Genomic DNA, 12,132 nt, shown 5'->3' on the forward strand with positions numbered 1-12,132 from the left:
GAAACTCAAGGTACCCTATCTAATTATGCTTAAGGGACTAAAAATTCAATAAAAGGTGATTAAAATATGGATGATACGAGCTTTGGTAACATTTATATTGACTCACAACCTGTTACGTTAGATTGGGACACTTTAGTTACAGATGAATCAGAAATGGTGGTAGATGGTATTCCACCTTCACTGATTGATAAATGGGTGAAACGTAAAGAATTAATCCCGTCTTATACTAAAGATAATTTACGTCACTTCTATACTAAAGATGTCTTAAATGCGTGCAGATCTTATGTGGAAGTTTACTAAAAGAATCAAACATCACGAGTGCAGTCACATCATGTTCATTAAACAGTCAATATAAAAACGAATCTCGCGATAGTTATAACGATAAGAAAGTAGGCCCGTTGTCTGGTAGCACACCAGTCATACGGGCCTGTTTTTTTATATACTTTGTATCATTATTTTGCTTGTTTACGTTTGGCTAATTTTTCTTTTAATTTTCGATCTTGTTCTTCTTTTCTGCGTTTACGTTCTTCATTACGTTTACGTAAACGTTCTTCCTCTTCAGGGTCGCGAGGTTTTTGAAGTTGCTTCTCAACTTTTTCCATCAATTCATCTTCCGTCAATGCGGCTAATGGACGGTTATTCACGAAAGCAAATGTCTTTCTGCGACCTGGACCGCAGTATGATTGGCAGCCCACCTCTATTTCAGCATCTGGATCTAGTTTCTTTAATTTTCTTTCCAAGGATTTGCAATTTACGGCTTGGCAATCATCACAAATCAAAAATTTGTTTTTCACTGCTCTGTCCACCTCACTTTATCTCTATAATTTGTTTTAAACTATTTCAACTTTATCTATTTTACTCTTTTTCCGTAATTTTTCAAGCAACGATTTTGTGACCGCTTTAAACATCAAAAAACTGCCGCACCGTAAAGTTGACCGGTGAGACAGCCTGATGTCTTATTGTCCTTGATAAACGTGGAAAGGTAAAGGCTTAATCCGAGAGGCTTTCCAGCTTTCATAAATAGACTGGCGATGTTTTGAGTCGCCGATAATCGCAATTCCGCAATCTCCGCCGCCTGCACCTGATGTTTTGGCAGCTGCGCCGTAGGTTTCTGCGATATCACATAGTAATTTTAATTGTGGTGTTTCGATGTCTACAATCGCTTGTTTATCCATCATTTGGATGATTGAACGGTTGCGTCTGATCATCGCTTGCACACCTTTTAGGTTGTTGGTTTTGAATGCGTAGATAAGACGTTCTACACAAGATTGCGATTGTTCCAGGAAGCGGCTGTAGAAATCAGGATCTGATTTGAGACGCTTCACTTCACTGACTAAGTAAGGAGAAGAGGCTGGTGAGCCGGTCCAGCCAATTAAGACTTCCATGTTTTCTGGGGCTTGAAGCGGTTCTGTATAAAGACCTGGCCAGTTTTTCTTCACAACTTCTGCGACAGATGACGTTTCAATCTGCTGCATGACCCAGTCATGATCAAACGTACTATAAGCAAGCCAACCTGTGAAAACACTGACTGCAATATCACCGCATGAACTTAAACTTTGTAGTTTCATATTCGCAATGACCGCTAATTTATAAATATTCAGATTAGCTAAGTCTAACTCATAAAATTCATTTAAAGCTTTAACCACTGAAACCAATACTGCAGCACTTGAGCCTAAGCCATATTTATGGCCTGAAGCATCGTCTAAGTTACTATCAATCACTAAATTAAAGTGTCTTAAGGTTTTACCACAGCTTTTAGCGTATTGTTCAAACACTTCTACTGCCGTAATGACGTAAGCTAGTTGTTTCGCCGCATCTGCATCAGATACAGAAATCTTATCACCTTCTCTTTGGAAGGTAATCGGTTCATGGTGTAATGTTTTAGAATGAATAGAACCACCATTGTCTCCAGAAGCTTCAATGCTGGCAGTAACGAAACGATTTACTGCTATTAACACGGATTTATATCCGGGTTCTGTTACCGCATATTCACCTGCAATATAAAGTTTACCTGGGGCTTTGACTTGAATCATAGCTCATCTTCCTCATTTATAATTTCAACGCCTGTACCGATATCACTTGCGATGATCTGGTCTGAATCAAAATACGTTGTTAATTTATCAATCACAGCTTGTTGATGTTGTTTTTGTACTAACACTTTTACATTAGGTCCTGCATCCATAGTAAAGTATGCGGGCAGACCTGCTTCACGACATTCATGCACTAAAGCCATCGCATCATAACTTTCAGGTACTAAATATGTAAATGGCGGTTGTGCACCTAGATTTGTCGCATGCATACGTAAACCATTTTCTTCAAAGACACGACCTAAGCGGTCAAAATCTTTATCGGCAATGGCAGCTTTTGCTTCAGCGATGTCCGCTTCTACATGATCTAACCAATACTGATAGAAACGTGATGTATTTCTAGTCAATGACATCCCTGCACGACTTTTAACCTTTTTAGATTTTTGATTAATGACTACAAAAATCATCGCTAAGTCATCTTCCCAATGATCTGCATCAATCGCGTGTGCATAAGAGGATTCATCATCATGTCCTTTTTCCCATTCCACGAATCCGCCAAAGATACTGCGGCTTGCTGAGCCTGAACCACGACGTGCCAAGCGTGATAAGTCTTTATCAGAAAGATTCATTTCTAACGCTTCATTACATGCAGCAGCTAAAGCCGCAAAAGCACTCGCTGAAGAAGCTAAACCAGCTGCTGTCGGTACAAAGTTTGTACTATCGATACGTGCGTGCAACGCTGTTCCTGCACGTTCTCTAACAAGATCTAAGTATGCTGAAATCTTTTGAGTTTCTTTTTCATCCACTTCTTCACCATTTAAGTAGAAGTAGTCTCGATCTAATTGCGCATCAAATGTTGCGCGTGTTTCTGTATAAAATTTATCTAAAGTTAACGATAGGCTGTTATTCATCGGAATAATCAATGCTTCGTCAGCTTTCCCCCAATACTTAATCAGCGCAATATTCGTATGCGCTCTCGCTTTGCCCGTCTTCACCAATTGAATTAACCTCCTAAATTCTCAATCCATGTATGTTGCGCGCCTGCTTCTTTAACTGCTTGAGCGACTTTTTTCGCTGTCGCATAATCTTTCACTAAAGTAATCACACTGCCGCCACGTCCGCTTCCTGTCAATTTTCCAGCTACTGCACCTGCTTGTTTCGCCACTTGCAGTAAACGGTCAATCTTCGGATGACTGACAGTCAATGTAGATAAGTATGTTTGACACTCATTAAAAATCTCTGCTAAAGATTCAAAGTTATGTGTATTAATCGCTTGATTTGCTTTATGCACCAGACGTCCAATGCGTTCTATAAACGCCATATTTTCTTGATTGTTTTTCACTAATTCATGCACATCGCTGACAGCTTCTTTGGTATTCCCTTTTATGCCTGTATCTAAAACGACCATATAACCTGCCACATTCAAAGTTTTTAAAGGCGTAAAGACACCTTCTTGGAACCAAGTCGGTTTATTAGAAACAATCGTTTGTGCATCAATGCCACTTGGTTTACCATGTGCGATCATTTCCGCCCAGTTTACATGTTCAATTAATGTTTCATCAGATAGCGGCTGATCCATAAAATCAAATGCTGCTCTCGTAAAAGCAACCGCTACTGCAGCGCTAGAACCTAAACCTCTTGAAGGCGGTAATTGTGCATCAATTTTTATCATCACAGGTGATTCAATATGATTTTCTTCTTCGAATCTGCTGATTAAAGCATGTAAATGTTCAGGGGCATCTGCAATTTCACCTTCGAATACATCACTGATCATCGTTGACACTGCCAATTCTGGCATTTCTTCAATTGTTACTGTCACTTTTCCAGAAGAAAATGGCATCGCAATTGCAGGTTGACCAAATGTTACCGCATGTTCCCCTACTAATATTATTTTCCCATTAGATTCTCCGTAGCCTGTTCGTGTCATATCGCATCACCTTTAGCACTTTCCTAGTTTGTCATGGTATATCTATATTCCACCCTGTTTCTCTGCATGTTAAAACATCCAGTCACTCTCTTTATCTGGGTTGATAGAAAATGACAGGATTAAAAGATGCTGTCTGCGTCTTTTTGTCATTGATATATCCATAATTTATTTCCGACATTCTAATTTTTATCAATTAGCTTGTTCTTTTTTGATATATTTATTCAAACACCGTTTTATTATACCCTATTTTTTGCATTGTTTTATCATACCTAGGTTGTAAAATTAATACCTGATATTAAACTACTTCCCCATTTTACCGAAAATTGATGATGATTTAAACGATTTGTTCATATATCGGTCATAATTTTCACTTTCATGGGTAAATTACAAGAATATTTTTCAAGGTGCACAATATAAAAGGGATGCACCTAGCTTCTCAGCTATTTACATCCCTTTGTGCTTAATCGTCCATTTTAGCGTTGATTTTAGCATTACGTGCAATCATACGTTCGAAATATTTCTCAAAGCGTTCCCACTCTTCTTCACTGATAGGCTCCATATTCAATGTTCCACCTAAATCTTTGATGGCATAGAGTAGTTTAAACATCACATCTTGAACTGTCAGTTCATGTCCGAACAACGTTTCAAGCGAAGCCATACAAGATGGATCGATATCTGGATATTTAAATTTTGTTTCTTCGCCTTGTAGAGCTTTGTCATAGAAAGCCTTCATCATTTCAGCACGTTCTTCACCTGAACCTTCCACACATAAGTACACTTGAACGGCAATGCCGCCTCTGACTCTGCGTTGTGAAATACCCGCGAATTTCTTATCATTGATACTTAAATCAAATTTTCCCGGGCAATAGGAGCGTTCAATTTCTTTCGTTTCAATCGTTACATGTTCATCTTCGAACATTTTATTTACAACTAAATACATTAAATTAAATGCTTCATCAATGGAAATTTCTGTCTTTCCTTTAAAAATCAACGAAAAGTTTAAAATACCTTGATCTAATACAACACCTAATCCACCAGAATTACGGACAATCACATTATAGCCGCGTTCATCGACTAAATAACGAATGCCTTCTTTCAGATGTGGCAGACGTGCATCATGTGTACCTAAAATAACGGTATGTTGATGAATCCAAGTGCGGACTACACTGCAAGATAAATCCTTGCCCACACTTTCTGAAAATGTGTCATCAAACGCAAAAGATTGCATAGGCGCAAACCCTGTTGAATGGTCTACATAGCGCCAATCTTTACCGTCAAAATAACGTTCAGCTAAATCCATTATTGTAATGTTTGCGCTGCAGTGATGATTGATAAGTTGTATACATCTTCAGTTGAGCAACCACGGCTTAAGTCGTTTACTGGAGAATTTAAACCTTGTAAAACAGGTCCGATTGCTTCATATCCGCCTAAACGTTGCGCAATTTTGTAACCGATGTTACCTGCTTCTAAGCTTGGGAATACGAATACATTTGCGTCACCTTTAATTTGTGCATCTGGTGCTTTTTTAGCCGCCACTTCTGGAACGATTGCTGCGTCGAATTGGAATTCACCATCGATAACAACATCTTTTAAGCCTTCTGATTCAGCTTTTTCTTGTGCAGCTTTTGTTGCTTCCGCTACTTTTTCAACATCGTCTGATTTTGCTGAACCTTTTGTTGAGAAGCTTAATAATGCTACTTTAGGATCCATGCCGAAGCTTTTCGCTGTTTTTGCACTTTCTACCGCAATTTCAGCTAAGTCTGTTGCTTCTAATGTAGGGTTGATTGCACAATCACCGAAAACATATTGTTCTTCGCCTTTAATCATGAAGAACACACCTGATGTTTTCGCAACACCTGGTTTAGTTTTGATGATTTGTAGTGCTGGACGAACTGTATCGCCTGTTGAATGTGCAGCACCGCTGACTAGTCCTTCAGCTTTACCTGCATAAACAAGCATTGTACCGAAGTAGTTTACATTGTTAAGCATATCTTCAGCTTGTTCTTTTGTCGCTTTGCCTTTACGACGTTCTACAAATGCTTCTACTAATTCTGGTTTCAAGTCGCTTGTTGAAGGTGTGATGATTTCAATACCTGAAATATCTAAACCTTTGTCTTTCGCTAATGCTTCAATTTTGTCTTGGTCACCTAATACAACAGGTGTTACGAAATCTGAAGCTTGTAATTTTGTTGCTGCAGTCAATACACGTTCGTCTTCACCTTCAGGTAATACAATACGTACATTCTTTCCTGAAAGTTTGTCTTTCAATACATCTAATAAACTAGGCATAATATCCTCCTTGAAAATCTCGCTTTTTAATATTTTTTCATCCATAATTATACGCCATTTACGAAGTAATTTCCACGTTCCGACCTTTAATCGATTTGTATGCTTTGTCTCTGTCTTTATGATAAAATTTGAATTGAATTAAAAGATATTTCAAAAGGAGCGATATTAATGAGTCAAGCAGCAGAAACATTAGATGGTTGGTACAGCCTCCATTTATTATATGCAATCGATTGGCCGACATTACGTCTTGTACCTAATGAAGACCGTCAAGAAATTGTCAAAGAATTCCAAGATTTCTTAGAAAAATTAGGTTCAGTACGTGAGCATCATAACGGTGACCATGTACTTTATAACGTAACAGGTCAAAAAGCTGACATTTTACTTTGGGTATTACGTCCTGAAATGCAAGAATTGAATGCAATAGAACTAGCATTGAACAAATTACGTATCGCAGATTACTTAATCCCGACATACTCATATGTTTCTGTCATTGAATTAAGTAACTATCTTGCTGGAAAATCAGACGAAGACCCATATGAGAACCCTCATGTAAAAGCACGTCTTTACCCTGAATTACCAGAAAAAGAATATATTTGCTTCTACCCAATGAATAAACGTCGTAACGAAACATATAACTGGTACATGCTTTCAATGGAAGAACGTCAAAAATTGATGTATGACCACGGTATGATCGGACGTAAATATGCAGGTAAAATCAAACAATTCATCACAGGATCAGTCGGCTTTGATGATTACGAATGGGGCGTTACACTATTCTCTGATGATGTACTGCAATTCAAAAAAATCGTTTATGAAATGCGTTTCGATGAAACAACAGCACGTTATGGAGAATTCGGTAGCTTCTTTATCGGCCATAGATTACCTGAAGACAGTCTAGAAAAATTCTTCAGTATTTAAATAACGCTACACAAAATAATATAACGAAACTAAGGGACTGACATCAATATCAGTCCCTTCTTTCATATATAAATAGCACCTGCTCTAAAATCAAAGAACAGGTGCACTTCTATGTATAAACTTCTCCAAGGGCTACAAGATAACGTACGTTATTAAGATGGAAGAGAACTCTACAACGCCCCTCTCGCTGTAAGTTCTCTTCAAGTAATCTATAGTAATGGTGTTATTCATTAATTAAAGCAGAAGACTAGACCAGCATTAAGAATTGAACGACACCTATGTACCACATGTACGCTGTCGACACAGCCTGTACGTTAGCGGCACGTTCTTCTCGGCATCATCCACTCTTAATGTCGGTAGCTTCTGCCGTCTAAGCGTACACATGTATGGCTTGAAATACAGTGCCGCTCATCCCTCGTGTAGTGTCCTTGGAGAACTCTGCCACTACTTGTTTAGCTGGTTAACTGATAAGCAGCCACTGTCGCTACTCAGTTAACATGCTTTAACAGCTAACCATTATAACTTTAACCGTTTTGAAATATTTGAAACATTAGATATAGTATGCAAGCATATTATGATACCTAATTAGAAATTATACACATAATATTTTACATTTATCATTTATTGTTTATATATATCATTTTAACCTCTTTCCACTCTCCTATGTCACTGTTCTTGAAAAAAGTTTACATAATCGAAACGAAATCTTAGGTTGTTTCTCTATGTATTTTCCGACATAATAGGTATACTAATTGAATTTTCTAAAAAGTTTAATATTACATATACAACAAAGGAAAATGAGTGATGTTATGGAACTAGATAATAGAATAAGTTATATAGAAGATACCCCGAAAGAACGCCTTGCGAAAGATACTATCATGTTAGCAGGACGTATTTTATTAGAGTCCGGCGCTGAAGGCACACGTGTAGAGGGAACAATGACACGTATTGCCGAAACACTTGGTTTTTACGAAAGCAACAGCTTCGTCACAAATACAGTTATCAATTTTTTATTAGATAATCAAACGACACCACGCATGTATCGTATTGAGTCACGTGATACCAATCTAATCAAAATTTCACAGACAAACTCTGTTTCTCGTAAGCTTTCGGCAGGAAAAATTGACCTAGAAGAAGCCTATGAGACTTTAAAAAGGATTTATGATGCCAAACAAACCCATGATTTAATTTATAAAGGCATCGCAGCCGCAATTATTTCAATCAGCTTCTTATATTTACAGACTGGTAATTTTGTAGATATTGTTGCTACTATTTTTGCTGGAAGCTTGGGTTATTTGTTAGTCGAAATGTTATATCGTGCGAACTTAAAAACTTTATTTATCCCAGAGTTTTTAGGCTCTGTTGTCATTGGAGGCATTGCGATACTCGGTCATAACTTAGTACCAGACGGATCGCTTTCTGCGATTATCATCGCGGCCGTCATGCCAATTGTACCTGGAGTCTTGATTACGAATGCGATTCAAGATTTATTCGGTGGTCATATGATGATGTTTACAACCAAATCTTTAGAAGCATTAGTGACTTCATTCGGCATAGGCGCCGGTGTCGGCACAATGCTATTAATATTTTAGGAGGGTGATGACAAGATGCTATTTTGGATTTCACATTTTTTCTTTAGTTATATTGCGTCACTGTTCTTCTGTATTATATTCGATGCACCGAAACGCATGTACTTTTATGCAGGTTTTGTAGGTGCATGTGGTTGGACGGTCTATATTATTTTATATTCCGGACTCCATATCCATACTATTTACGCCTCTTTCTTTTCAAGTCTCACACTCGGCTTAATCAGTCATATTATGGCACGTTTAAAGAAAGAACCTGTCATTATTTTTATGATTCCTGGTATTATTCCATTAGTACCTGGAGGCTTAGCCTTTGATACAACCAAAAGCTTGATTATATTACAATTCAGCAAAGCTGTTCCAACTATGCTTGAGGTTACATTAATTGCTGGCGCTATCGCAATGGGCTTACTGTTTGCCGATCAGATTGCACGCTTAGTCATTACAAGCAAAAGCAAGCTAACGCCTAAAACAAAACACTAATCTATCACAACCCCTTATAAAAGCTATTGTGAAATGTGCTTTATAAGGGGTTGTTTCTACGTCTCTCCCACTTCAAAATAATTAATTTAAGTATCAAAACAAACTTGTTCTACATAAAAATAATATAAAAGCGCTTGCATTGAATTATCTGAAAATTTAAAATGTAAATAAAGGCATACATAACATCAGGAAGAAGGATAACATCATGAAAAAGTTCAAACTTGTTTTTAAAGGTTCGCTTTCTGAGAAGAAATTTCTAGAACAGAAAAAAGCAGAAGGTTATTATTTAACAGGTGTCATTAATGGTGTTTATACATTTAAGCACAATCCGAAAGTTAAAGACACTCAGCTTCAAACGCACTTTATAGAAACTAAGCATCTTAAAAATGAACATAACATTAAAGATACTTCTCCATTCTTTGCGATTACTACTAAAAAGCTCGACTTATCCCGATACGCCATTGTCTATACGTATTTAAAAGATAAAGACAACCCGATTTATAACAGTACGGATACTCGAATGACAGAGAATCTTTATTTAAAACATCTTCAAAATATATTCTTAGGCATCACCATGGCCATCATGTTTATATGCCTTGGTTTATGGATGTATTTGATTCAACAAAGCTATAAAAATTCTATTGCTGCTGTACCGTTAAAGTTTATGTTGCTTATTTTATTAGGATTATTCATACTCACATTTATCATCAACTATCGTATTAAAACGACTTGTCCGACTCAAGTAGATGAAATTTATCTCAGCTATTCAGTATCTATACAATCAATGGATGGAAAGCCTGATATTCAACCCCTGCAACATTTAGGGGCTTGGCGTTTTGTGACTGAGAAAAACGGAAAATATTATTATAATTTATATAGTAAACAGCCAAAAGAAATACTTATCAACACCTTAAGCCACACCTTAAATATTCAACCAGATCACATTTTTGTATATTCACAATGGGACTTATTCCCTGTCTATATGCATTTCTAGACACTTAACATCATGAATTGGAAGCACGTTCAATATTTTTAATTACGCTTATTATTATTCTAATATGCGGGGCTATTTGATAATAACCAACTACTTATCACATAGTCCTGCATTACTAGACAAAAATAACTGTATCGATTTACTAGAGTATGGTGTCATTACTTTTATTGTCTTATATTTGATTCAAATCAGAAAGGCAAATAAACATAACTAAAACCATAAAATAAATACGCATACTTTCATCGTTTAGAAGGTATGCGTATTTATTTTACTTATCTTTCGACTTAAATCGTTTCATAACGATATTAAATACCATTACACAAGCTGCTCCAAGTATCAATGGGATAGGCTCAAAGATATCCAGCTTATAGTTCACCGCAAGTATTACTCCAATTATTACAGTGATTACAACTAATTTTGTGATATTCATGGTGTCACCTCACTATTTCTTCAGACAAAATAGTGCCTTTCTTTTCAGTCTTAAAATAACGACATCAAACTACATATTCATACATATTATAATATAAAAATCGCCGTTATCCCTTTTTACTACTGAGGAAATAACGGCGATTGATTATTCATCTGATTTTGAGTTTTTAAAACGATTCTTCACAAAATAGATAATCGCAATAATAAGTAAAATAACTAAGACAATAAGTACGATATTTGAGAAAGAATCAAATGCGGCTGAAATTTTCGGCCATGCTTCTCCAGCTTGTTGACCTAAAATTACGAGCACTGTATTCCATATTAATGTACCAAGTGTGGTAAGTATAATAAACGATGTTAAAGGCATATTGGTCGTTCCTGCTGGTATAGAAATCAAACTTCTAATGACAGGAATAAATCGCGCAAAGAAAACAATCTTTTTACCGTGATTATCGAACCAGTCATCTGCCTTTTCGATATCACTCGCTTTAAAACGCAGAATTTTTCCAGTTTTACCATTCGCTAATTTCTGTAAACGTTCTGTAGATAATAAACGACCAACAAAGTAAAGTACAATTGCTCCGAATACAGAACCTAATGTTGCCGCAATAATTACACCTACGATATTCATATCAGAATGTAACGTCAAGAAACCGCTGAAAGTTAAAATCAATTCTGATGGAATGGGTGGAAAAATGTTTTCTAATGCGATTAATAAGAATACACCGAGGTAACCAAATTGATCGATAAACTGCTCGACCATCTTTTCCATATCGTTCCTCCTAAGTGGATTTTCAACAAATACCATGGAATCTCCATTTTATTTGTTTTTAATAACTTATATTATTCCTTTAGTTAATGCAAGTAATTATAAGTATACTCTGTTCTTTTTATCCAGTGTGCCATTTTCACTTATGAAAAATTTATTCTATAGTTGGCAAGAAAATGATTGTTAATTATTAAAATTAAAATGAATAGATTTGTCTTTTATATACTTAGTGCATCTGCGTTACGAACTTCACTAAATTAAAGAATACATACCAGTATATGCTCTTTAACCTTTAATTATGTTATTCTACTTTTTTCATTGTAATTGTCGATTCGTTTTTTGCTTTTTTGCTCAATTTTTGTGGTGTCACTACGGCTCTAGCTAATGACATCTGATTTTCTGATATAGGTTCGACAGAAATAGAGTTATCAGAATCAGCATGAACGATAAAAATAGAGTTGTTATCGTCCTCTCCCTCGTAAACAAAATACAATTCATTGTCAGTTGACTTTTTCAATTCGTAAACTTCTACTTGTACTCCTTCAGCTTCAACAAACATCTGATCGTCTTCCACAATAAGATATAAAGGAGTATATTTGTCATATAAATATTTCCATTTACCTTCCACCTTTGAGTGTGCAGAATTACATGCAACTAAAAATAAAGGAAGAAGTAAAAATAATAATATTTTTTTATACATATCCAATCCC

Annotated in this window: 13 protein-coding genes; 5 read left to right on the plus strand and 8 right to left on the minus strand. The window is 36.3% G+C overall.

Annotated elements, in window-relative coordinates; all coding sequences use genetic code 11:
• Window positions 1–66 precede the first annotated feature (66 nt).
• On the plus strand, window positions 67–300 hold the full coding sequence (locus HMPREF3031_RS01620) for a hypothetical protein (RefSeq protein WP_002481387.1): 234 nt from the start codon (window positions 67–69) through the stop codon (window positions 298–300).
• Between the two features lie 152 nt (window positions 301–452).
• On the opposite strand, the gene HMPREF3031_RS01625 is transcribed toward HMPREF3031_RS01620, so the two are convergent.
• The 6 genes from HMPREF3031_RS01625 to pta all read right to left on the minus strand — a co-directional run bounded on the left by HMPREF3031_RS01625 (window position 453) and on the right by pta (window position 6,243).
• Window positions 453–794, minus strand: a complete 342-nt coding sequence (locus tag HMPREF3031_RS01625) for a YuzB family protein (protein ID WP_002481386.1) — start codon at window positions 792–794, stop codon at window positions 453–455.
• 162 nt (window positions 795–956) lie between these two features.
• Window positions 957–2,033, minus strand: coding sequence for a phosphomevalonate kinase (locus HMPREF3031_RS01630; RefSeq protein WP_060803732.1), 1,077 nt, complete (start codon window positions 2,031–2,033; stop codon window positions 957–959).
• A complete protein-coding gene (gene mvaD, locus HMPREF3031_RS01635) occupies window positions 2,030–3,025 on the minus strand; it encodes a diphosphomevalonate decarboxylase (protein WP_037556537.1) in 996 nt (331 codons plus the stop codon). Before mvaD ends, HMPREF3031_RS01630 begins: the two co-directional genes overlap by 4 nt.
• A gap of 5 nt (window positions 3,026–3,030) precedes the next feature.
• Window positions 3,031–3,954 carry a mevalonate kinase gene (gene mvk / locus HMPREF3031_RS01640; protein WP_002481383.1) on the minus strand — a complete coding sequence of 308 codons (924 nt, stop codon included), beginning with the start codon at window positions 3,952–3,954 and terminating at the stop codon, window positions 3,031–3,033.
• Window positions 3,955–4,414: 460 nt separating this feature from the next.
• Window positions 4,415–5,254 (minus strand): lipoate--protein ligase family protein, encoded by an 840-nt coding sequence (locus HMPREF3031_RS01645; RefSeq protein WP_002481382.1) that lies wholly within the window; start codon window positions 5,252–5,254, stop codon window positions 4,415–4,417.
• Window positions 5,254–6,243, minus strand: a complete 990-nt coding sequence (pta, locus tag HMPREF3031_RS01650) for a phosphate acetyltransferase (RefSeq protein ID WP_002481381.1) — start codon at window positions 6,241–6,243, stop codon at window positions 5,254–5,256. Before pta ends, HMPREF3031_RS01645 begins: the two co-directional genes overlap by 1 nt.
• 168 nt (window positions 6,244–6,411) lie before the next feature.
• On the opposite strand from pta, the gene hemQ reads away from it, so the two are divergent.
• The 4 genes from hemQ to HMPREF3031_RS01670 all read left to right on the plus strand — a co-directional run bounded on the left by hemQ (window position 6,412) and on the right by HMPREF3031_RS01670 (window position 10,224).
• The gene (gene hemQ / locus HMPREF3031_RS01655) at window positions 6,412–7,161 is read left to right on the plus strand and encodes a hydrogen peroxide-dependent heme synthase (RefSeq protein ID WP_023015472.1); all 750 of its coding nucleotides are present in this window, start codon (window positions 6,412–6,414) and stop codon (window positions 7,159–7,161) included.
• A gap of 809 nt (window positions 7,162–7,970) precedes the next feature.
• Complete coding sequence (locus HMPREF3031_RS01660; protein WP_002481379.1) at window positions 7,971–8,753, plus strand: threonine/serine exporter family protein; 783 nt, start codon at window positions 7,971–7,973, stop codon at window positions 8,751–8,753.
• Between the two features lie 15 nt (window positions 8,754–8,768).
• Window positions 8,769–9,230, plus strand: coding sequence for a threonine/serine exporter family protein (locus HMPREF3031_RS01665; protein WP_002481378.1), 462 nt, complete (start codon window positions 8,769–8,771; stop codon window positions 9,228–9,230).
• A gap of 205 nt (window positions 9,231–9,435) precedes the next feature.
• Complete coding sequence (locus HMPREF3031_RS01670; protein ID WP_002481377.1) at window positions 9,436–10,224, plus strand: hypothetical protein; 789 nt, start codon at window positions 9,436–9,438, stop codon at window positions 10,222–10,224.
• A 574-nt stretch (window positions 10,225–10,798) separates the two neighbouring features.
• Here HMPREF3031_RS01670 and HMPREF3031_RS01675 read toward each other — a convergent pair.
• Window positions 10,799–11,425, minus strand: coding sequence for a DedA family protein (locus HMPREF3031_RS01675; RefSeq protein ID WP_023015475.1), 627 nt, complete (start codon window positions 11,423–11,425; stop codon window positions 10,799–10,801).
• 298 nt (window positions 11,426–11,723) lie between these two features.
• Window positions 11,724–12,122 carry a hypothetical protein gene (locus tag HMPREF3031_RS01680; RefSeq protein ID WP_002481374.1) on the minus strand — a complete coding sequence of 133 codons (399 nt, stop codon included), beginning with the start codon at window positions 12,120–12,122 and terminating at the stop codon, window positions 11,724–11,726.
• Window positions 12,123–12,132 lie beyond the last annotated feature (10 nt).

It is taken from the genome of Staphylococcus sp. HMSC072B07, from assembly GCF_001815505.1.
In the GTDB taxonomy this organism is placed as follows: Bacteria; Bacillota; Bacilli; order Staphylococcales; family Staphylococcaceae; genus Staphylococcus; species Staphylococcus simulans.